At 69.2% G+C, this 22062-nt stretch carries 18 protein-coding genes; 13 read left to right on the forward strand and 5 right to left on the reverse strand.

The window, feature by feature from the left end:
• The first annotated feature begins 10 nt into the window (after positions 1 to 10).
• Positions 11 to 496, forward strand: a complete 486-nt coding sequence (locus FSY98_RS12495; RefSeq protein ID WP_144877000.1) for a hypothetical protein — start codon at positions 11 to 13, stop codon at positions 494 to 496.
• An 87-nt stretch (positions 497 to 583) separates the two neighbouring features.
• Here the strand turns inward: FSY98_RS12495 and FSY98_RS12500 are convergent, their stop codons facing one another.
• Both FSY98_RS12500 and FSY98_RS12505 read right to left on the reverse strand, forming a co-directional pair.
• On the reverse strand, positions 584 to 1819 hold the full coding sequence (locus tag FSY98_RS12500) for an acyl-CoA dehydrogenase family protein (RefSeq protein ID WP_144877001.1): 1236 nt from the start codon (positions 1817 to 1819) through the stop codon (positions 584 to 586).
• 153 nt (positions 1820 to 1972) lie between these two features.
• Positions 1973 to 2635, reverse strand: a complete 663-nt coding sequence (locus tag FSY98_RS12505) for a TetR/AcrR family transcriptional regulator (protein WP_144877002.1) — start codon at positions 2633 to 2635, stop codon at positions 1973 to 1975.
• 143 nt (positions 2636 to 2778) lie between these two features.
• Here FSY98_RS12505 and sucC point away from each other — a divergent pair, with 143 nt between their 5' ends.
• Entirely contained in the window at positions 2779 to 3945 is a 1167-nt protein-coding gene (gene sucC, locus FSY98_RS12510; protein WP_144877003.1) for an ADP-forming succinate--CoA ligase subunit beta, read from the forward strand.
• An 18-nt stretch (positions 3946 to 3963) separates the two neighbouring features.
• Positions 3964 to 4866: a succinate--CoA ligase subunit alpha gene (gene sucD / locus FSY98_RS12515; protein ID WP_144877004.1), complete on the forward strand. Its 903-nt coding sequence runs from the start codon at positions 3964 to 3966 to the stop codon at positions 4864 to 4866.
• A gap of 262 nt (positions 4867 to 5128) precedes the next feature.
• Here the strand turns inward: sucD and FSY98_RS12520 are convergent, their stop codons facing one another.
• The gene (locus FSY98_RS12520) at positions 5129 to 6586 is read right to left on the reverse strand and encodes an NCS2 family permease (protein WP_144877005.1); all 1458 of its coding nucleotides are present in this window, start codon (positions 6584 to 6586) and stop codon (positions 5129 to 5131) included.
• 91 nt (positions 6587 to 6677) lie between these two features.
• Here FSY98_RS12520 and FSY98_RS12525 point away from each other — a divergent pair, with 91 nt between their 5' ends.
• Genes FSY98_RS12525 through purH form a run of 3 tightly spaced genes read left to right on the forward strand, consistent with a single transcriptional unit; the run spans position 6678 to position 10396 of the window.
• Positions 6678 to 8123: a DUF6350 family protein gene (locus FSY98_RS12525; protein WP_222119167.1), complete on the forward strand. Its 1446-nt coding sequence runs from the start codon at positions 6678 to 6680 to the stop codon at positions 8121 to 8123.
• 43 nt (positions 8124 to 8166) lie between these two features.
• Positions 8167 to 8748, forward strand: coding sequence for a phosphoribosylglycinamide formyltransferase (gene purN / locus FSY98_RS12530; RefSeq protein WP_144877006.1), 582 nt, complete (start codon positions 8167 to 8169; stop codon positions 8746 to 8748).
• A gap of 40 nt (positions 8749 to 8788) precedes the next feature.
• Positions 8789 to 10396, forward strand: coding sequence for a bifunctional phosphoribosylaminoimidazolecarboxamide formyltransferase/IMP cyclohydrolase (purH, locus tag FSY98_RS12535; RefSeq protein ID WP_144877007.1), 1608 nt, complete (start codon positions 8789 to 8791; stop codon positions 10394 to 10396).
• A gap of 139 nt (positions 10397 to 10535) precedes the next feature.
• Here the strand turns inward: purH and FSY98_RS12540 are convergent, their stop codons facing one another.
• Positions 10536 to 11453, reverse strand: a complete 918-nt coding sequence (locus FSY98_RS12540; RefSeq protein ID WP_186307673.1) for a CPBP family intramembrane glutamic endopeptidase — start codon at positions 11451 to 11453, stop codon at positions 10536 to 10538.
• Positions 11454 to 11647: 194 nt separating this feature from the next.
• Between FSY98_RS12540 and FSY98_RS16765 the strand changes: the two genes are divergently transcribed.
• The 6 genes from FSY98_RS16765 to FSY98_RS12565 all read left to right on the forward strand — a co-directional run bounded on the left by FSY98_RS16765 (position 11648) and on the right by FSY98_RS12565 (position 19048).
• Positions 11648 to 11806 (forward strand): hypothetical protein, encoded by a 159-nt coding sequence (locus FSY98_RS16765; protein ID WP_186307674.1) that lies wholly within the window; start codon positions 11648 to 11650, stop codon positions 11804 to 11806.
• A gap of 195 nt (positions 11807 to 12001) precedes the next feature.
• Positions 12002 to 13558 carry a DNA-3-methyladenine glycosylase 2 family protein gene (locus FSY98_RS12545; protein WP_144877009.1) on the forward strand — a complete coding sequence of 519 codons (1557 nt, stop codon included), beginning with the start codon at positions 12002 to 12004 and terminating at the stop codon, positions 13556 to 13558.
• Complete coding sequence (locus FSY98_RS12550; RefSeq protein ID WP_144877010.1) at positions 13555 to 14052, forward strand: methylated-DNA--[protein]-cysteine S-methyltransferase; 498 nt, start codon at positions 13555 to 13557, stop codon at positions 14050 to 14052. Before FSY98_RS12545 ends, FSY98_RS12550 begins: the two co-directional genes overlap by 4 nt.
• A 369-nt stretch (positions 14053 to 14421) precedes the next feature.
• Positions 14422 to 16356 carry an ABC transporter ATP-binding protein gene (locus FSY98_RS12555; RefSeq protein WP_144877011.1) on the forward strand — a complete coding sequence of 645 codons (1935 nt, stop codon included), beginning with the start codon at positions 14422 to 14424 and terminating at the stop codon, positions 16354 to 16356.
• Positions 16353 to 18167: an ABC transporter ATP-binding protein gene (locus FSY98_RS12560; protein ID WP_144877012.1), complete on the forward strand. Its 1815-nt coding sequence runs from the start codon at positions 16353 to 16355 to the stop codon at positions 18165 to 18167. Before FSY98_RS12555 ends, FSY98_RS12560 begins: the two co-directional genes overlap by 4 nt.
• Positions 18168 to 18244: 77 nt before the next feature.
• Entirely contained in the window at positions 18245 to 19048 is an 804-nt protein-coding gene (locus tag FSY98_RS12565; protein ID WP_144877013.1) for a hypothetical protein, read from the forward strand.
• Positions 19049 to 19252: 204 nt separating this feature from the next.
• Here FSY98_RS12565 and FSY98_RS12570 read toward each other — a convergent pair whose 3' ends face one another.
• Positions 19253 to 19711 (reverse strand): GNAT family N-acetyltransferase, encoded by a 459-nt coding sequence (locus FSY98_RS12570; RefSeq protein ID WP_144877014.1) that lies wholly within the window; start codon positions 19709 to 19711, stop codon positions 19253 to 19255.
• Between the two features lie 121 nt (positions 19712 to 19832).
• Here FSY98_RS12570 and FSY98_RS12575 point away from each other — a divergent pair, with 121 nt between their 5' ends.
• Positions 19833 to 22052 (forward strand): NADP-dependent isocitrate dehydrogenase, encoded by a 2220-nt coding sequence (locus FSY98_RS12575; RefSeq protein WP_144877015.1) that lies wholly within the window; start codon positions 19833 to 19835, stop codon positions 22050 to 22052.
• The last annotated feature ends 10 nt before the right edge of the window (positions 22053 to 22062 follow it).

Consider the following 22062-nt stretch of genomic DNA (forward strand, 5'->3'; position numbering starts at 1 on the left):
CCTTGGAGAGATGAATGAAGTCCAGGGTCCCACCCCCACCGGAACCTCCCGTCCGTACCGCTCGCTGCGCGAGGCGCTGCGGGCGCACCGCATCCCCGAAGAGAACCACGAGTTCATCACGGCGATCACGGATGCCGTCGGCATCTCCTCCTATATCGACCGTGGCCGGTACATCGAGGCCATTCGCCGCGGCGCAGGCGCCAGCTTGCACATCGGGAGGACGTACACGAACGGTTTCGACGAGGACGAGCTCGTCGTCGTCGGCTCGACCCCGCTGCGCCTCCGGGCGAGCGAGGGCCGCGCCCCCTATTTCTACGTCACGCATCCGAGCGAGTTCCGCCCGATCGCGCCCGTGAAGGCGAAGCGCTCGTCGACTCCGCGGGCGACTGCCGCGCCGCGCGTCGCGGCGGCGCCGAAGCCCGTCGAGCGCGACTACGGCGTCTGCGATGTGTGCTTCATGGTGAAGACCCCGGCCGGGGGCTGCGGCTGCGACTGACCTCGCCCCGTGCGGTCGCCGGTTCGTGGTGAAGACCCCCGTCGGGGGCTGCGGCTGCGACTGACCTCGCCCCGCGCGGTCGCCGGGTCAGACGAAGGCGCTCTTCCCGGTGATGTCGCGGCCGAGCAGCAGGGCCTGCACGCTCTCGGTGCCCTCGTAGGTGTGGATCGCCTCGATGTCGGCCATGTGCTGCATGACGCCGTACTCGAGCAGGATGCCGTTGCCGCCGAGCAGGTCGCGTGCCGTGGCCGCGACCCGTCGCGCCGCGCGCGTGTTGTGGAACTTCGCGAGCGACGCCTGGGTGGGTCGCAGCTCGCCCGCGGTCTCGAGGTCGGCGAGGCGCCGGCAGTACAGCTGCATCGCCGTGACGTCTTCGAGCATGTGGGTCAGTCGCTCCTGCACCATCTGGAATCCGGCGAGCGGCTTGCCGAACTGCACCCGCTCCTTCGCGTAGGCGAGTGCTGCCTCGTAGCAGGCGGTCGCATGCCCGAGCGCCGACCAGGCGACGCCCGAGCGGGTGGCGTACAGGACGACGGAGGCGTCCTTGAAGCTCTTCGTGCCGGGCAGTGCGGCGTCGAGCGGGACACGCACGTCGTCGAGACGGATGTGCGCCTGGTGGATCGCCCTCAGTGACGCCTTGCCGCGGATCGCGGTCCCCGTGTAGCCCGGTGTCTCCTGCTCGACGAGGAAGCAGCGCACGGCCCCGTGCTCGGCGGCTGTCTCGTCGTCGACCCGCGCCCATACGAAGGTGATGCCGCCGGAGGCGCCGTTGCCGATCCATTTCTTGGCGCCGCGGATGACCCACTCCTCGCCGTCGCGGCGGGCGACCGTCTCGAGCGAGACCGAGTCGGAGCCGTGGTCGGGCTCGGTGAGGGCGAACGAGCCGAGGACGGAGCCGTCGGCGAGCGCGGTGAGCCAGCGGTCCTGCTGCGCGGGCGAGCCGAAGAGGGCGAGGGTCCGCAGCGCGAGGCCTCCCTGAACGGCGAGCACGGTGCCGAGGGATCCGTCGCCCCGAGAGATCTCCATGTTCACCAGGCCGGCGGCGAGGGGGGAGAGGCGTGTGAGCGACGGGTGGTCGATCCCGTCGACGACGAGGTCCATCTCGCCCATGCGGCGGGCTGCGTCCAGCGGATACTCGGCCCGGTCCCACGCATCGGCCATCTGCGGTCCGACCTCGTCGATGTACGACTTCGCCCGATCCCATGCGACCCGGTCGGCATCGGGGATGTCGGCGAAGACGGCGTAGTAGTCGCTGTCCTGCCTGGCGGTGATGTCGTACGAGGCGACGCGTTCGCCGGGAACGGGGGAGGCTGCGGTGCTCATGGGGACTCCTTTGTGGACCTCAGTATCGTACTCCTCGGTACTCGGTTTCACGAAGGCGGGCATGACGATGCCGGCTTCCGCGGCGCAGCGCCATCGCGCCGGCGCAGCGCCATCGCGCCGGCGCAGCGCCATCGCGCCGCCGTGGCGCCGTGGTCAGTCCAGCTGCGACCGCAGGCGACGGGTGATCTCGGCCACCGGCATCGACCGGGGGAACACGGCCACCACGACGTCGTCCGGCGCGCCCGTCTCGGCCTCCGCCGGCACACCGTAGCGACGCCGCACGTCGGCGAGCGCGGTCTGCAGCGTTGACAGGGGAACCTTCTTCTTGCCGCGCAGCAGCTGACGCAGCACGTGGTTGTGCACCGCGGTGACCAAAGCGGCGAAGCCGACGGCATCCAGCGGGTCCACTCCGGGCAGCGCGCTGCGCAGATAGTCGTCGAAGAGGCGCTCGTAGCGGAACACGGTGATGATCTCGCGCTCGCGCAGCACCGGCACCTGGCGCACCACCTGATAGCGGCGGCGGGCCAGCTCGGGGTCGCGGGCGAAGTGGGCGAACACCGACTCGGATGCCGCGCACACCGCGCCCCACGGGTCGTCATGCCCCTCGGCGAGGTACTCGCGGAGCTGCCCGAGCATCACCTCGTGGTCGGCGAACACGACGTCCTCCTTGCCGCCGAACTGGCGGAAGAACGTCGAGCGCGAGACGCCGGCCGCCTTCGCGATCTGCTCCACGGAGGTCTGATCGAAGCCCTGCGTCTGGAAGAGCTCGAGTGCGGCGGCGACGACGGTGTCGCGCGAATCGGAGAAGTCTCGCATAGCGAAAGCCTAGAACCTCCGCGGCCCGGCGCCAGTGGTTCGCGTCGCTCCGGGGCGGTCGGGCCGAGGTAGTAGGCTGGGGGACTGGTCGATGTCTCGACATCGAGAGAATTACCAGACAGCAGCCCAGTGAAGGAACCACAGTGGATCTGTACGAGTACCAGGCACGAGACGTTTTCGAGAAGTACGGAGTGCCGGTCCTCGCCGGCATCGTCGCGGACACCCCTGAGGAGGTGAGGGCGGCAGCCGAGAAGATCGGCGGAGTGGTCGTCGTCAAGGCTCAGGTGAAGACCGGCGGCCGTGGCAAGGCGGGCGGCGTCAAGGTCGCCAAGACCCCCGACGAGGCATACGAGGCCGCGAAGGCCATCCTCGGCCTCGACATCAAGGGCCACATCGTCAAGCGCGTCATGGTCGCGCAGGGTGCGCGCATCGCCGAGGAGTTCTACTTCTCCGTGCTGCTCGACCGCGCCAACCGCTCGTACCTGAGCCTCTGCTCGGTCGAGGGCGGCATGGAGATCGAGGAGCTCGCGGTCGAGCGCCCCGAAGCCCTCGCCCGCGTCGAGGTCAACCCGCTCACGGGCATCGACAAGGAGAAGGCGGTCGAGATCGCCCGCGCGGCGAAGTTCCCGGAGGACCTCGTCGAGAAGGTCGCCGACGTCTTCGTGAAGCTGTTCGACGTCTACAAGGGTGAAGACGCGACCCTCGTCGAGGTCAACCCGCTGGTCCGCACCGAAGAGGGCGACATCATCGCGCTCGACGGCAAGGTCACGCTCGACGACAACGCCTCCGAGATCCGTCACCCGGAGCACGAGGAGCTCGAAGACAAGGACGCCGCCGACCCGCTCGAGGCCAAGGCCAAGAAGTCGGGCCTCAACTACGTGAAGCTCGACGGCGAGGTCGGCATCATCGGCAACGGCGCCGGTCTCGTCATGTCGACGCTCGACGTCGTCGCCTACGCCGGTGAGAACCACAACGGCGTCAAGCCCGCGAACTTCCTGGACATCGGCGGCGGCGCCTCGGCGGAGGTCATGGCCAACGGCCTCGACGTCATCCTGGGCGACCCGCAGGTCAAGAGCGTGTTCGTGAACGTCTTCGGCGGCATCACCGCCTGCGACGCCGTCGCCAACGGCATCAAGGGCGCTCTCGAGACCCTCGGCTCCGCGGCCTCCAAGCCGCTCGTCGTTCGTCTCGACGGCAACCGCGTCGAGGAGGGGCGCGCGATCCTCGCGGAGTACGCGCACCCGCTCGTCACCCTGGCCGCCACGATGGACGAGGGCGCCGACAAGGCCGCCGAGCTCGCCAACGCCTGAGACTGAAGGACTAGAAGAATGTCGATCTACCTCAACAAGGACTCCAAGGTCATCGTCCAGGGCATCACCGGCGGCGAGGGCACGAAGCACACCGCCCTCATGCTGAAGGCGGGCACCCAGGTCGTCGGCGGCGTCAACGCGCGCAAGGCCGGCACCACCGTCTCGCACACCGACAAGAACGGCGCCGACATCGAGCTGCCCGTCTTCGGCTCGGTCGCCGAGGCCATGAAGGAGACCGGCGCCGACGTGTCGATCGCCTTCGTCCCCGGCGCGTTCACGAAGGACGCGATGATCGAGGCCATCGACGCCGAGATCCCGCTGCTCGTCGTCATCACCGAGGGCGTCCCGGTGGGCGACTCGGCCGAGGCGTGGGCCTACGCCCAGAGCAAGGGCGACAAGACCCGCATCATCGGTCCGAACTGCCCCGGCATCATCACCCCCGGTGAGGCGCTCGTCGGCATCACGCCGGCGAACATCACCGGCAAGGGTCCGATCGGCCTCGTGTCGAAGTCGGGCACCCTGACGTACCAGATGATGTTCGAGCTGCGCGACCTCGGCTTCTCGACCGCCATCGGCATCGGCGGCGACCCGGTCATCGGCACCACGCACATCGACGCGCTCGCCGCCTTCGAGGCCGACCCCGAGACCAAGGCGATCGTCATGATCGGCGAGATCGGCGGCGACGCCGAGGAGCGCGCGGCCGACTACATCAAGGCGCACGTCACGAAGCCGGTCGTCGGCTACGTCGCGGGCTTCACGGCTCCCGAGGGCAAGACCATGGGCCACGCCGGCGCCATCGTGTCGGGCTCCGCCGGCACCGCGCAGGCGAAGAAGGAGGCCCTCGAGGCCGCCGGCGTCAAGGTCGGCAAGACGCCGTCCGAGACCGCCGCCCTGATGCGCGCTGTCATCGAATCCCTCTAGCCGACCGGTCGCTGAGCGAGAAGCGCAGCGACGAGTCGAAGAGCGTCGAGTCGCTCTGACGCGCTAGGCTGTACGAGAAGGCCCCGGGCTCCACCCCGGGGCCTTTCTCATGCCCGGCGCCCGGCCTTCGGCATCCGCCCCGGCATCCCCTCGTCCGCGGCATCCCCCCGCCGCCCCGGCCACGACCGTGTGAGGGAGAGCCCGCCCGCGATACACAAGAGGGGCGGATGCCGCAGCATCCGCCCCTCTTGTGTATCGGCGTTCAGACGACGCCGAACACGGCCTCGATCGGGCCACGGGCGAAGAACAGGACGAAGCCGACGGCGACGATCCAGAGCAGCGGACTGATGCGCCTGGCCTTGCCGGACAGGGCCTGCACGAGCACCCAGCTCACGAAGCCGGCTCCGATGCCGTTGGCGATCGAGTAGGTCAGCGGCATCACGGTCACTGTGAGGAAGACCGGCAGCAGGACGCTGAAGTCCGTCAGGTCGATGTACTTGATCTGAGCCATCATCATCGCGCCCACGATCACGAGCGCTGCGGCCGCGATCTCGGTCGGCACGATCGACGTGAGCGGGGTGAGGAACATCGCCAGAAGGAACATGGCGCCGGTGATGACGTTCGCGAAGCCGGTGCGTGCCCCCTCTCCGATTCCCGCGCCCGACTCGATGAACACGGTGCTCGACGACGAAGAGGTTCCGCCGCCGATGATCGCGCCGACGCCCTCGACCACGAGCGCCGACTTGATGCGGGGGAAGTCGCCCTTCTCGTCGGCGAGGTTCGCCTCCTTGGCGAGACCCGTCATGGTGCCCATCGCGTCGAAGAAGTTCGAGAAGACGAGGGTGAAGACGATCATCACGATGGCGACGAGGCTGACCTTGCTGAGGTCGAAGCCGAAGTCGACGGCGCCGACGAGGCTCAGGTCAGGCAGGCTGAACGGCACACCGGAGAGCGCGGGGACCGTGAGGCCCCAGCCGCCGGCGTTCCCATCGGCCGCTGCGCCCAGGTGCCAGATCGCCTCGACGATCACGGCGAGCACGGTGCCGGAGACGAGACCGATGAGCAGGCCGCCCTTCACCTTGCGGGCGACGAGGATGCCGGTGATGATCAGCGTCACGATGAACAGCACGGTCGGGACGGTGGCGACGGATCCGCCGACGCCGAGGCCGACGGGCGGGGATGCCGAGCCGGTCGCGGTGACGAAGCCGGAGTTCACGAAGCCGATGAAGGCGATGAACAGGCCGATGCCGACGGTGATGGCGATCTTCAGCTGGAACGGCACGGCGTCGAAGATCATCTTGCGCAGGCCGGTGACGGCGAGCAGCACGATCACGACACCGTTGATCATCACGAGCGCCATCGCCTCGGGCCACGTGACCTGGCCGACGACCGAGAACGCGACGAACGCATTGATGCCGAGACCGGCGGCGAAGCCGAACGGCAGGCGCGTGATCACTCCGAAGAGGATCGTCATGATGCCGGCGGTGAGGGCCGTGGCGGCGCCGACGGCGCTGAAGTCGAGGGTGTTGCCGTCGACGTCGGCGGAGCCGGACAGGATGATCGGGTTCAGGATCACGATGTAGGCCATCGTGACGAACGTGACGAGACCACCTCGGATCTCGGTGCCGAGGGTGGAACCGCGCTTGCTGATCTCGAAGAATCGATCGAGCGCGTTCGCCGGCTCGGGCTTCGCGGCGGTGGGGGACGGGGCAGTTGACATCGGGAAACCTCCGGGGGAGACGATATCGCGTCCGCCGCCCCGCGCGCGCCCGCAGGCGTCCGCGGCGTTCTCGTCGTAGTCTCGAACGGTCATGCAACGCCTCCTCGTCGCGCTCCTCGCCGCTTTCGACGCCGCCATCGCGGCCGCCGTCGGGCTGGCAGCACTGCTGGCGCCGCTCACCCTCCTGTGGACTCTCGCGTTCGGCGCGAACGCCGACTGGGGAGCCCTGTGGCCCCTCGCGGGCACGCTGTGGCAGTTCGGGCACGGCGCACCTCTCGATATCGAGATCGCCGCCGAGGTGCTCAGGGCGACGGGCGTCGCTCCGGATGCCGCGGCGTTCACCCTGTCGGTCACGCCGCTCGCCTTCCTGCTCTTCACGGTGCTGTTCGCCGCGCGCTCCGGTGCCCGCGCCGCGCGCGCCGGCGCCTGGGTGCTCGGCGTCGCCTCGGGAACGGCGGCGACGGCTGTGATCGCGGCGGGCGTCGCCGTCACCGCACGTCTCGCCGCTGCGCAGACACCCTTGCTCCTCGCGATCGCCCTCCCTCCGGTGGCCTATCTCGTCGGAGCGCTGGTCGGGGCGGTGCGTGTCGCGTGGGAGGACGGCGACGGAGGCATCGTCGACCGCGTGCACGACGTCGTGGACTCCTGGGGCGAGTGGGGGCCGGTGCCGGCATCCGTCGCCCGCGGTGCCGCACTCGCGATCACCGCCATCGTCGCCGTCGCGGGACTGTCGCTCGCGATCCTCACATTCGTCAGAGGCGGCGAGGTCGTCGCCCTCTTCCAGGCGACGCGGGTCGACGGGCTCGGCGCGACGGTCATCACCCTCGGCCAGCTCGCGTACCTGCCCACCATGCTCGTCTGGGCGGCGTCGTGGCTCGCCGGCCCCGGGTTCGCGGTGGGCGTCGGCACGGCCGTCTCTCCCGCCGGCACGCAGCTCGGAGTGGTGCCGGGAATCCCCGTGCTCGGCCTGCTGCCGGAGCACACCACGATCTGGATGCTGATCGTCGTGCTGCTGCCGATCGGCGCCGGCGCCTTCGCAGGATGGGCGGTGCGATCACGCCTCGTGTGGGAGGGTACGCCGCTGCCCACCGCACCGCGCGCCGTCATCGCGGGCGGCATGGGTATCGTCACCGGACTCGTCGCGGCGCTCGCGGCCGTCCTCGCCTCCGGCTCGATCGGCCCCGGGAGGCTTGCGGAGGCCGGGCCGGCGCCGCTGCCGTTCGCCCTCGCGCTCGGCGGCGAGGTCGTGCTGGGTGCAGCGATCCTGCTGCTCTCTCCCCGACACCGCGACGAGGTCGCGGAGGAGCGCACCGATCGGTGGATGGCCGCGATGACGGCATCCGATTCGGCATCGGACTCGGCGTCCGACTCGGCATCTGGCTCGGCGTCCGAAGAAGGCGTCGCGACCGCGTGGGGGGAGCGGGACCGTCGGTCGTGGGACGATCCGAACCGCGCGTCGTGGGGAGCTCCTGATCGCTCCGTCGACGTCGACGGCGACCGCGAGCCCCGGCGGTATCCGGGCGATCCGCTCGACTGACACGCGGTCGGGGGCGGCGCATGAGCGCCGGTAGACTGGGCGCGTGCTCACGGTCGCCGTTCTCATCTCGGGCACGGGCTCGAATCTTCGTGCCCTTCTCGAGGCCGCTCGCGACCCCGAATTCCCGGCGCGGGTCGTGGTCGTCGGTGCCGACCGTCAGGCCGACGGACTCGCGCACGCCGAGGAGTTCGGCATCCCCAGCTTCACGGTGCCGTGGCACGAGCACGAGAGCCGTGAGGAATGGGGGGCGGAGCTCGGCACGCAGCTCGCCGTCTGGAACCCCGACCTCGTGGTGCTGAGCGGTCTCATGCGCCTGCTGCCGCACGACCTGGTCGCCGCGTACTCGCCGCGCCTCATCAACACGCACCCCGCATACCTGCCCGAGTTCCCCGGAGCGCACGGCGTCCGCGATGCGCTGACCGCCGGCGTCGCCGAGACGGGCGCGAGCGTCATCGTCGTCGACGACGGGGTCGATACCGGCCCCATCCTCGCGCAGGAGCGCGTGCCCGTGCTCGACGGCGACACCGAGCACACCCTCCACGAGCGCATCAAGCCCGTCGAGCGGCGTCTCCTCATCGACGTGGTGCGCCGCATCGCGACCGGCGACCTCTCGCTCACCTCCTGAATCCACACCCCGCACGACCTCTCGCACGAAGGAGCACTTCATGGCCGGCCCCCGCCACGACCACTCGCTGTACCGCGACCGCGACACCGTCCGGATCCGCCGTGCGCTCGTCTCGGTGAGCGACAAGACCGACCTGCTCGTCCTCGCGAAGGCCCTCGCCGACGCCGAGGTAGAGATCGTCTCGACCGGCTCGACCGCCGCCGCCATCCGCGAGGCCGGCTACGACGTGACCGATGTCGCGACCGTGACGGGCGTGGCGGAGATGCTCGACGGCCGGGTGAAGACCCTGCACCCGAAGGTGCACGGCGCCGTGCTCGCCGACCTCCGCCTCGAGGACCACGAGCGCCAGCTCGCCGAACTCGGCATCGAGCCGTTCGAGCTCGTGGTCGTGAACCTGTATCCGTTCGTCGAGACGGTGGCCTCGGGTGCCGAGGGCGACGACGTCGTGGAGCAGATCGACATCGGCGGTCCGGCGATGGTCCGCGCAGCGGCGAAGAACCACGCCAACGTGGCGATCGTGGTCTCGCCCCAGTCGTACCCCGGGATCATCGGCGCCATCGAGGGCGGCGGCACCGGTCTCACGCAGCGCCGTGAGCTCGCGGCCCGCGCATTCGCACACACGGCGGCGTACGACACCGCCGTCGCCTCGTGGTTCGCGGAGGGCACGCTGAACGACGGCGACGACCTGCCTGCGCACCTCACGATCGAGGCGGAGCGCCTCGCGACGCTCCGCTACGGAGAGAACTCGCACCAGCGTGGCGCGATCTACTCCCGCGCCGGGGGCCACGGCATCGCGCAGGCCACGCAGCTGCAGGGCAAGGAGATGTCGTACAACAACTACGTCGATGCGGATGCCGCGCTGCGCGCCGCCTACGACATGGTCAAGCCGGCCGTGGCGATCATCAAGCACGCCAACCCGTGCGGCATCGCCACCACCGCCCCGAACGCCCTCGATCCGATCGCCAGCGCCCACCTGCGCGCTCACGAGTGCGACCCCGTCTCGGCGTACGGCGGCGTGATCGCCGCGAACGGCACGGTGACGCTCAAGATGGCCGAGAACCTCAAGGACATCTTCACCGAGGTCATCGTGGCTCCCGCCTTCGAGCCCGCCGCGCTCGAGGTCTTCAAGGCCAAGAAGAATCTGCGTCTGCTGCAGCTGCCGGAGGACTGGCAGCAGGAGCGTATGGACGTGCGCCTCGTCTCGGGCGGACTGCTGCTGCAGGATGCCGATCGCTTCCCGGACGACATCGTCTCGGTCGCCAAGAACTGGGAGCTCGTATCGGGTGAGCGCCCGAGCGAGCGCGAGATGGAGAACCTCATCTTCGCGTGGAAGGCCTGCCGCGCCGTGAAGTCGAACGCCATCGTGCTCGCGAAGGACACTGCGACGGTCGGCGTCGGCATGGGCCAGGTCAACCGTGTGGACTCGTGCCGCCTCGCCGTCGAGCGGGCGGGCGACCGTGCGGCCGGTTCGGTCGCGGCTTCCGACGCCTTCTTCCCGTTCGCCGACGGCCCTCAGGTGCTGATCGACGCCGGAATCACGGCGATCGTGCAGCCTGGCGGATCGGTCCGTGACAAAGAGGTCGTCGATGCCGCGCGGAAGGCCGGCGTGACGATGTTCTTCACCGGGGAGCGCCACTTCTTCCACTGAGCCCCGCGGCTCGCACTGAGCTCGCGGCTCACACCGAGACCCCCTCCTGCTGATACCAGCAGAAGGGGGTTTCGGCGTTCGCCGGGACTGGCACAGCGAGGTGCCGACCGAGACGCTCGTCGCGGGTCGGCGGACGGCCTCAGGGCCGGACGGCACCGCGGGCGCGGCGTGCGGGCGAGCGGCGGTAGGCGAAGAAAGCGATGAGCGTCAGCGTTGCCAGGACGATCACCGCGGGCAGGCTGGCTTCGGTGCCGAAGTCGCCGCCGGTGAGCCAGTCGGGGGCTTCCTCGGCGGGCTGCAGATACATGGCCGAGGTCGAAAGCGGCGGAAGGCCGGAGACGGGGATGCCGTAGATGTTGCCCATCGTGAAGTTCCAACCAGCGTGGAATCCGATGACCAGCCAGAGCGAGCCGAGTCTCAGAACGAGGAAGCTCGCGAAGAGGGCGTAGAGGAAGATCGTCGCGAACGGCAGCGGGTCGCCGATCACCCCGTGGATGAGCGTGAAGAGCAGCGCCGGAAGGAGCACTGCGAGCCAGGCGGGGAGCGCGGCCCCGCCGGTCTGCAGGAGATATCCCCGCGTCAGCAGCTCTTCAGTGCCGCCCTGGATGAAGAACGTGAGTGCGAGAAGCACGAGCAGGACCCCGGCGGACGGGCCGGTCACGGCGTCCTCCGGCGGGGTGACGCGCTCGTAAGCGCCGATCCCCCAGAGGAACAGGGCCGGAATGGAGATCGCGATGCCGCCCGCGAGCAGTCCTCCGAGCATCACCAGCACTCCGGTGCGCGGACGTCTGAAGCCCAGGGTCCAGATGCGACGACGCTCGAACAGCGTGACCCAGAGGATGAGCACGACTGCAGCCACGGCGAACGTGATCGTCTCCTTGAGCTGTGACGCGGGCGAGCCGGCCGGCGGATTCCAGAAGGCGCCGAGCGCGGCGTTGGCCGCGGTCTGGACACCGAGGATCAGAACGAGGAACACGAGGGGAAGTGCGATCCACCACGGCGTGAGGCGCCGGCCCCCGAGGGCGTCTTCGACGAAGGGGTTCGAGCGAAGGGACATTGTTGCCTCCATTTTCTCCGCCGGTCCCGGACGGATGTGGAACACGGTAGGGCTCGACGTGCGCGCTGCGCGGGGCAGCGACGAGAGCATGACGGGATATCGGAATGATCTGAGAAGCGCGATTCTGGAGTACCGGAATACTCGCGTGAGTTCCGCTTGAGGGCCTCCTCGCGCGGGCTTATCGTGGCGGCTGAATGCCTCGTTCGAGGCCCGACACCGACACCGCCGCCGTCGACTGCGACCGCGGTCCACGAGAAAGAGTGCTCATGTTCGAGTTCCCCCCATTCGACGATCCCTGGTGGCAGACAGCCGACGCCCACCTCCTCTGGGACCTCTACGGCCCCGGCGCCTGAGTCGACGGCCATATCTCGGAAGGGCCCCGCAGCGACGAGCTGCGGGGCCCTTTCCTGTCGCGTACGCAGTTCTCCTGTCGTGCACTCTCTTCTCACGCCGTGCGGTTCCTCTCCGTCTGATGCATCGACCGCCGCTCGCACGGCCGTGTCCGATTCCCGCCAGTCGATGTCGGACGTGCGTGACAGAGTGGAGCCATGAGCTTCCCGATCACCGATTTCGACGAGCGATACCGCGCGATCGCTGCGCGGGATACGCGCTTCGACGGGCAGTTCGTCACGGCGGTGCGATCGACAGGCATCTACTGCCGCCCGAGCTGCCCCGCGCGCACGCCCAAACCCGAGAACGTCACCTTCTACGCCACCAGTGCCGCCGCGCACGAAGCGGGGTATCGCGCGTGCAAGCGGTGTCTCCCCGAGGCAGCGCCGGGATCGCCGGCGTGGGACATCCGCAGCGACGTCGCGGCCCGTGCCATGCGGCTGATCGGATCCGGCGTGGTCGAACGCGAGGGCGTCTCCGGTCTGGCGGCGCGCCTCGGCTATTCGACCAGGCATCTCACCCGGCTGCTGTCGGCCGAGCTCGGCGCAGGCCCCCTCGCTCTGGCCAGGGCGCATCGCGCCCACACGGCGCGCATGCTGCTGGTCGGTACGGACCTGCCCGTCTCCGACGTCGCCTTCTCTGCGGGCTTCTCGAGCATCCGCCAGTGCAACGACACCATTCGCGAGGTCTTCGGACTGCCGCCGGGCGAGCTCCGGGCCAGACGACGCACCACGATCACTGCGACGCCCGGGGCGATCGACCTCTTGCTGCCGTATCGCGGCCCGCTCGATGCATCGGGGATCTTCGACTGGATGGCGGCGCGCGCCGTCACGGGTGTGGAAGAAGCCGGACCTTCGTCGTTCTCACGACATCTGCGGATGGGCGGCGGGCCCGCGTGGTTCGAGGTGACGCAGGACGCGAACGATCGGCTCCACCTGAAGGCCCGCGTCTCGCAGCTCGGCGACCTGGCACCGCTCGTCTCGACCGTGCGGCGCATCTTCGACCTCGATGCCGATCCGCTCGCGATCGATCACGCGCTGAGCGCGCACGCGGAGCTCGCGCCGTACGTGGCACGCACACCGGGAATCCGCGTGCCCGGATCCGCCGATCCCCACGAGATGCTGATCCGGGCCATGATCGGGCAGCAGATCACCGTCACCGCGGCGCGGACAGCCCTCACGGCGCTCGCCGAGGCCCTCGGGGAGCGCATCGATGGCGGGCTGCTGTTCCCCCGCATGTCCGACATCGCCGCGCACGCCGCCGGTGTGTTGCGCGGACCGGCGGCTCGGATCAGGGCGATAGTCGGCGCCGCCTCGGCCCTCGCCGACGGGTCGTTGCAGCTCTCGGTCGGCGACGATCCGATCGCGCAACGATCCGCCCTCATGGCGATGCCAGGGATAGGCCCGTGGACGGCCGACTACGTGCGCATGCGAGTCCTCGGCGATCCGGACGTGCTCCTCTCAGGAGACGTCGCCCTGCGAGCCGGCGCCGCAGAAGCAGGAGTGCCCGCCGAGCCCCGGGCTCTCACCGCCTGGGCACAGCGTGCTGCGCCGTGGCGGAGCTATCTCAGCGCCCACCTCTGGCGCGCGGCGCCGGTGCGTCCGGCGCGCCGCGCCCGCGCGATGCCTCCCGCTGCCGACGTCGGCCGGGAGGTCTCGTCCTCGAACGACGCCGCGTCCGCCACTCTCGCCCCGCTCTCGAAGGAGCCGTCATGACCACCATCATCCAGACCGTCGATACCCCTGACGGCCCTTTCACGATCCTCGCCGACGAGCGGCAGCGTGTGCTCGCCTCCGGGTGGACGGCGGATCAGGAGTCCATCCTGGGGCGTCTCTCGGCCGCGCATCGGCCGGAGGAAGCGCGCGAGGCGGACACGACGGCCGCTGACGCCGTGCACGCCTACTATGCGGGAGACCTCGCGGCGATCGACGCGGTGCAGGTGTCGCAGCACGGGACGCCGCTGCAGCAGCTCGGGTGGAGAGCGCTGCGCGAGATCGCGCCGGGAGAACCGCTGACCTACACCTCCTTCGCCACGCGTCTCGGCAATCCGAACGCGGTGCGCGCGGCGGCCTCGATCTGCGCCCGCAACGCGCCGGCGCTGTTCGTGCCGTGCCACCGCGTGCTGCGGTCGGACGGCACGCTGGGCGGATTCGCATGGGGTCTGCCGGTGAAGGAGAGTCTGCTCGCTCGGGAGTCGGCGGCGATCTGACGGCGACGACTTCGAGGCCGACGCGGCCGAGGTGGAGGGATCCCGTCGTCGGCCGCAGATCTCGGGATTTCCGCCGGATCGGGAATCACTCTTGCATCCAGCTGGTTCTCAGGAATAGGCTGGTGGGCTGTCGCGCCGACCGGACGACACCGCCGAGCCCCTGAGGAGGACATCATGACATCGATCGTCACTGCACCGATCGCCGCTCACGGCTCGACCCCGGCGCGCCCGCTCCGCTAGAGGCCGCCCGGGCCTACATTCCGGCTTCTCAGTGCCCGTGCCCGAGCCCCGGCACCGGCCGCCGAGAGGCGCTTCTGCGCTCCTCTCCGATTCAGCAACCGCATTCCATACGAAACTCGTCTGAGAGACATGTCTTCCTCGCCTTCATCGTCGAACAGCTCCCCGTCTTCCTCGCTTTCCACGCCCGCCGCCCTGTGGCGCCTCAAGCCGTTCGTGAAGCCCGTCATCTGGCGGCTCGCGGGCGGTGCGCTCAGCGCGCTCGCGGCGGCCGTCATGGCGCTGATGATCCCGATCGTGCTCGAGCAGATCATCCGCGGCCCGGTGCAGACCGGGGCCATCGACGCGATCGTCTGGGGTGCGCTCGCCGTCTTCGGACTCGCTCTGGGCGAGGCGCTCATGGTCTGGCTGCGCCGCCAATTCGTGCTCAATCCTGCGACTCAGGTCGAGTACAAGATGCGCACCGAGCTGTATTCGCGGCTGCAGACGCTGCCCGTCGCCTTCCACGACCGGTGGCAGTCCGGGCAGCTCCTGAGCCGCATGATGCAGGACATCGGCCTCATCCGCCGCTGGCTCGCGTTCGGTCTCGTGCTGCTCGTCGTCAACGTCCTGACGATCATCATCGGCGCCGTGCTGCTGTTCCGCTGGCACTGGCTGCTCGGAACGATCTTCATCGTCACGGCGATTCCGCTGTGGATCCAGGGCTACCTGTTCGAGAAACGGTACGGAGCCCTCACCCGGCGCAGCCAGGACCAGGCCGGCGACCTCGCCACCAGCGTCGAGGAGAGCGTGCACGGCATCCGGGTGCTCAAGGCGTTCGGCCGAGGCAAGCATGCCCTCCGTCGATTCAGCAGGCAGGCCGAGACGCTGCGCGAGACCGAGATGAGCAAAGCGGGAGCGATCTCGTCGATCTGGTTCTGGCTCGACCTCATGCCCCAGATCGCTTTCGGCCTGAGTCTCATGTCGGGCATCTGGCTGATCTCGCAGGGTGCGATCGAGCTGCCAGAGCTGTTCGCGTTCTTCGCGATGGCGACCGTGCTGCGGTGGCCCATCGAGTCGATCGGGTTCCTCTTCTCGTTCATGCTCGACGCCCGCACGGCGACGGACCGCGTCTTCGACATCTACGCCGAGACGAACACGATCACCGACCCCGAGCATCCCACGCACATCGAGAGCCCCCGCGGTGAGCTCGCCTTCGACGGCGCGCACTTCCGTTACCAGGACGCAGGAGCGCACGAGCGCGATCTGCTCGACGGCATCGATCTCGTGCTGCGTCCCGGTGAGACCATGGCGCTCGTCGGCCTGACCGGCAGCGGCAAGACCACGCTCACGACCCTGCCGACGCGTCTCTACGACGTGACCGGGGGCCGCGTGACCCTCGACGGCGTCGATGTGCGCGACCTGCCCCTCGCCGAGCTGCGGCAGCACATCGCGATGGCATTCGAGGACGCCACCCTGTTCTCGGCATCCGTGCGGGAGAACGTGCTGCTCGGCCGCGCCGACCTCGACGTGCACAGCGAAGAGGCCGAGCGCGTTCTCCGCGAAGCGCTCGACGTCGCGCAGGCGTCTTTCGTCGACTCGCTTCCCGAGGGCGTCGAGACCATCATCGGCGAGGAGGGCCTGAGCCTCTCGGGCGGCCAGCGCCAGCGTCTCGCGCTCGCGCGATCCGTCGCCGCGAACCCGAAGGTGCTCGTGCTCGACGACCCGCTGTCGGCACTCGACGTCGACACCGAGGCGCTCGTCGAAGAGGCGCTGCGTCACGTCCTCTCCGACACGACCGCCCTGATCGTCGCGCACCGCCCGTCGACCGTGGCTCTGGCTGACCGCGTCGCCCTGCTCGAAGCGGGTCGGGTCACGGCGGTCGGCACGCACTCCGAGCTGTTGAAGTCCAGCAGCCACTACCGGCACGTCATCTCGAGTCTCGAGGCCGAGGAGGCGGCGCGTACCGGTGCGATCCCCGTCATCCGCGACGAGCAGGACGAGATCGAGGATGCCGTGCGCAAGGGCATCCGCAAGGAGACATCCGACGACGAAGATCTGTTCATCGAGAAGGAGGTGCAGCGATGAGCTCCGCGATCACCGGAACCCAGGACGAGGACCGCTCCCGCTACACGCGCGAGGAGAGCCGGGCCATCCGACGCAGGTCGCTGCATCTGCTCGGCTCGCTGGTGCGCCCGCTCAAGCCGCAGATCGTGCTCGCCGCGGTCGTGCTCGTGATCTCGACCGCCCTCCAGGTGTCGGGTCCCATCCTGATCAGCATCGGGCTCGACCGTGCGCTGCCCGCCGTGCTCGAACGCGCCGACTGGATGCCGACGTTCATGATCGGCGGGATCTACCTGCTCGCAGGGGCCGTCGCCGCAGCCATGATCGCCTGGTACGTCATCATCGCCGCGAAGCTCACGCAGGCGGTGCTGCTCGACCTCCGCAAGCGCATCTTCCTGCACACCCAGCGACTGAGCCTCGAGTTCCACGAGTCGTACACGTCCGGTCGCATCATCTCGCGCCAGACGAGCGACCTCGACTCGATCAAGGAGCTGCTCGACGGCGGTCTCAACGAGCTCGTCTCCGGCGTGCTCTTCGGACTCTTCACCTTCATCGCCCTGTGCGTCTGGGACTGGCAGTCCGGCCTGATCCTCGCGATCGGCGGTATCCCGCTGTTCTTCCTGATGCGGTGGTTCTACTCGCGCTCGCAGCTCGTCTACCGCGAGTCGCGCGTCATCAGCGCGAAGGTCATCGTGCAGTTCGTCGAGACCATGACGGGCATCCGCGCGGTCAAGGCGTTCCGCAAGGAGCCGCGCAACGACGAGTCGTTCCAGGGGATCGCCGGCGAGTACCGCGACGTAAACCGGCGCTCGATGCTGCTTTTCGGCACGTTCGAGCCGGGACTCATGGGAGTCGCCGCGCTCGTGCTCGGGATCGTCGTGCTGTGGGGCGGCATCCGGGTGTCGACCGACGCGCTCACCGTCGGTGTGCTGCTGTCGGCGGTGCTGTACGTGCGCAACTTCTTCGCGCCCATGCAGGAGATCGCGATGTTCCTCAACTCGTACCAGTCGGCGACGGCAGCGCTCGAGAAGGTGTCCGGCGTCCTCGAGGAGGTGCCGACGGTGCCCGACCCCGAGAAGCCCGTCGACCTGTGGGAATCGCGTGGGCACGTGCGGTTCGACGAGGTCACGTTCGGCTATAACGGCGAGAAGACGATCCTCCCGAACTTCACCCTCGACATCCCCGCAGGGCAGACCATCGCCCTCGTGGGGACGACCGGTGCGGGCAAGTCGACGCTGGCGAAGCTGATCTCGCGGTTCTACGACCCTTCGCGCGGCACCGTCACGCTCGACGACGTCGATCTGCGCGACCTGCATCCGAAGGATCTGCGCCGCGCGATCGTCATGGTGACGCAGGAGGCGTACCTGTTCAGCGGTACCGTGGCCGACAACATCGCCCTGGGAAAGCCCGACGCGTCGCTCGACGAGATCCGCGCAGCGGCGAGAGCGGTCGGCGCCGACGAGTTTATCTCGTCGCTGCCCGACGGCTACGACACCGATGTGAACAAGCGCGGTGGCCGTGTCTCGGCGGGGCAGCGGCAGCTGATCTCGTTCGCACGGGCGTTCTTGGCCGACCCGTCCGTGCTCATCCTCGATGAGGCGACCGCGTCGCTCGACATCCCGTCGGAGCGGCTGATCCAGGATGCTCTGCAGACCCTGCTCAAGGACCGCACGGCGATCATCATCGCCCACCGTCTGTCGACCGTCGCGATCGCCGATCGTGTGCTGGTCATGGAGCACGGCCGGATCATCGAGGACGACAGCCCCGACGCGCTCATCAGCGGCACGGGCAAGTTCGCGCAGCTGCACGCGGCGTGGCAGGAGACCCTCGTGTAGCTCCCGATCAGCCGCCCGGGTGAGGCATCCGGACGGCTGATCGGGACATACACCCGAGCACTGGGTAGCATCGAGGGATGGATCCGCTGCTGCTCATCGAGTGGTGGTGGATCGCGCCCGTCGCCGCGGGAGGCGTCGCGGCCGGGGGCATCGGGATGCGGAGGCGCAGCATGAAGAGCGGACGCCGGCTCGCGGTCGACGCCGCGCGGCACGACCTCAGACAGGCTCAGCAGCTCGCGACGGAGCGGCGCATGGCGGCGCGCATCGCACGGGCGGAGGTCACGCGGATCTCCGCCGAGCGCAGTGCGCGGCGGGCGACGCCGGAGCAGGTCGCCGGTGCCAAGCGGATGCTGCGCGAGAAGGAGAGCGACGCGAAAGCGGCAGCGGCGGACGTCCGCGCCAAGCAGGTGCGCCTCAGCGCGGCCCGTGCGGCGCTGCCGGCCGCATCGGCTCCACGCCCGCTCGAACGTCTGCGAGCCGAGCATGACGCGATCACCGTGCGCTGGATGCGATACGAGACGGACACGTCGCTGCAGATCGCCTATCCGGCGATGACCGACGTCAGGCAACCGGCGACGGCCGCGTATCTGCGGGCGGCAGGGGTGGCGGTCGACGCGCGGCGCGCAGCGGAGGGCAAGGTGACGACGCCCGCCGAGTTCGGCGCGTACCGCGATGCGGTCGCCGACCTCGAGCGCGCATTCGAGGCGGCCGAGCATGCGGCGCGGCTCGAGGTGGGCGAGGTCCCGCCCGCTCCGACCTGGCAGGACGCAGCCCAGGACGTCATCTCGCGGTCGGCGGAGGCGTTCGACAAGGCGGCGGGGGCGGCAGCATCCGTGTTCGCCGCGTGGAACGAGCGCAAGCAGCGGCCGGACAAGCGCTGACCCGCGTGGCCCGCGTCTCCTCAATGGTCGGACGTGGTGGTCGTCGGAGTAGCCGATCCCGACGCCGGACAAGCGCTGACCCGCGTGGCCCGCGCAGCTCGAGTCCTCGGACCCCGCGGGCGTCGGAGGAGTCCATCCCGGCGCCCGGGCGAGCAGGGCGACGGGGCCTCGATGGGGGAGGGGATTCGAGACCCCGCCGCCGGCTTACGAGGAGACGCGGATCTCCGCGATGACCTCGGAGTACTCGGTCTCGCCGACCGGCGTGAATCCGACGCGGAGGAAGAAGGCCTCCGGCCCGTCCTCGCCCGCCTCGTAGATGACGTTGACGTGGTCGACGCCGCGGGAGCGCGCCTCTTCGACCAGCTGCTCGACGACGAAGCGCCCCACGCCCTTGCCCTGATCGTCGGCGTCGACGTTGATGCGCCACAGCACGGAGCGGAAGTGCTCCTCCGGCGCCTCGGAGTCGAAGTTCGCGCTGACGAATCCGACGACCTGATCGCCGTCGAGCACGACGCGCTGCCAGGAGGTCTGCGGGTTGATGACGGTCGCCGCGATGCCGTAGGACACCGGAGCGAGGAACTGCTCCTGTCCGGGCTTGAGCGACAGGTTGTTCACGGCGACGATCGTCGCAGCGGAGAGTTCGACCATGCGCAGTTCGGACATAGTGACAGGCTAACCCCTCCGGTGCGTTCCGACCCAGAGACGAGCAGATTCTCGGGCGCGACAGACGCTCAGGTATCTTGGTATCGAGACAATTCTGCCCTCGTGAACGGAGAACCTCCCGGTGACCGACGACGCCATCATCTACACCTACACGGACGAGGCGCCAGCGCTCGCCACCGCATCCTTCCTCCCGATCGTCCAGGCCTTCACCGGTCAGGCGGGGATCGACGTCGAGACGCGGGACATCTCCCTGGCCGGCCGCATCCTCGCCGCCTTCCCGCAGAAGCTCGCCCCCGAGCAGCAGGTCGGCGACGCGCTGGCCGAGCTCGGTGGACTCGCCACGCTGCCCGAGGCCAACATCATCAAGCTGCCGAACATCTCGGCATCCATCCCGCAGCTGAAGGGTGCGATCGCCGAGCTGCAGGCTCAGGGCTACGACGTCCCCGACTTCCCGGACGACCCCTCCTCGCTCGACGAGAAGGACGTCCGCGCGCGGTACGACCGCATCAAGGGCTCCGCCGTGAACCCGGTGCTGCGCGAGGGCAACAGCGATCGCCGTGCTCCGCTGGCAGTGAAGAACTACGCGAAGAAGCACCCGCACCGCAACAAGCCGTTCGCCGAGGGGTCGAAGACCCGCGTCGCGACTCTCGGGCACGACGACTTCAAGCACAACGAGCGCTCCTGGGTCGCTGCCCACGACGACGTCCTGAGCTTCCGTCACATCTCGGCCGACGGCACGGTCACGGTGTTGAAGGAAGGCCTCAAGGTCCTGCCGCGCGAGATCGTCGACGCGACCTTCCTGTCGGCGACGCACCTCGACGCCTTCCTCGCCGAGACGCTCGAGACGGCCAAGGCCGACGACGTGCTCTACTCGGTGCACCTGAAGGCCACGATGATGAAGGTCAGCGACCCGATCATCTTCGGTCACGTCGTCAAGGCGTTCTTCGCTGACGTGTTCGCTCAGTACGGCGAGCAGCTCGCCGCCGCCGGCCTCAACCCGAACGACGGTCTCGGCTCGATCCTCGCGGGGCTCGAAGGGATCGCCGGTGGAGACGAGATCGCCGCCGCCTTCGCGAAGGCGGTCGCCGAGGGGCCGCGCCTCTCATACGTGAACTCCGACAAGGGCATCACGAACCTGCACGTCCCGAGCGACGTGATCGTCGACGCCTCGATGCCGGCGCTCGTGCGCAACGGAGGCAAGCTGTGGGGCAAGGACGGCGGCGAGGACGACACGCTCGCGGTCATCCCCGACTCCTCGTACGCGAGCGTCTATCAGGCCGTGATCGACGACGTGATCGCGAACGGCCCGCTCGACCCCGCCACCATCGGCACCGTCCCGAACGTCGGGCTCATGGCGCAGGCCGCCGAGGAGTACGGCAGCCACGACAAGACCTTCGAGATCGCCGCCGCCGGCACCGTGCAGGTGCTCGACGGCGAAGGCACCGTGCTGATCGAGCACGAGGTGGGTGAGGGCGACATCTGGCGCGCCACGCAGACCAAGCACATCCCCGTCATGGACTGGGTCAAGCTGGCGGTGACGCGCGCCCGCGCGACCGGCGTGCCCGCGGTGTTCTGGCTCGACGCGAACCGCTCGCACGACGCCCAGATCATCGCCAAGGTGCACCAGGGTCTCGCGACGCTCGACACCAAGGGCCTCACGATCACGATCCTCGCTCCGGAGGAGGCCACGCGCTACACGCTCGCGCGCATGCGTCACGGCCTCGACACCATCTCGGTCACCGGCAACGTGCTGCGCGACTACCTCACCGATCTGTTCCCGATCCTCGAGGTCGGCACGAGCGCCAAGATGCTCTCGATCGTCCCGCTGCTCGCCGGCGGCGGCCTGTTCGAGACCGGCGCGGGAGGCTCCGCACCGAAGCACGTGCAGCAGCTGGTCGAGCAGAACTATCTGCGCTGGGACTCGCTCGGCGAGTTCTTCGCGCTGGCCGCCTCGCTCGAGCACTTCGCCGATCGCACCGGCAACGAGAAGGCCCGCGTGCTGGCGGAGACGCTGGATGCCGCAACCGGCACGTTCCTCGAAGAGGACCGCTCGCCGGGTCGCGCCCTGGGCACGATCGACAACCGCGGCAGCCACTTCTACCTCGGCCTGTACTGGGCGCAGGAGCTGGCGAAGCAGTCGAAGGATGCTGAGCTCGCCGCGGCTTTCGCGCCGATCGCGGAGAAGCTGGCGGAGAACGAGGAGAAGATCGTCTCCGAGCTCAACGCGGTTCAGGGCTCGGCAGTCGAGATCGGCGGGTACTACCGCCCCGACGATGCCCTCGTCGCCGCGATCATGCGCCCGTCGACGACGCTGAACGAGATCGTCGACGCGCTGAACTGACACGGCGGGC

Source organism: Microbacterium sp. 1.5R, assembly GCF_007667425.1.
GTDB lineage: Bacteria > Actinomycetota > Actinomycetes > Actinomycetales > Microbacteriaceae > Microbacterium.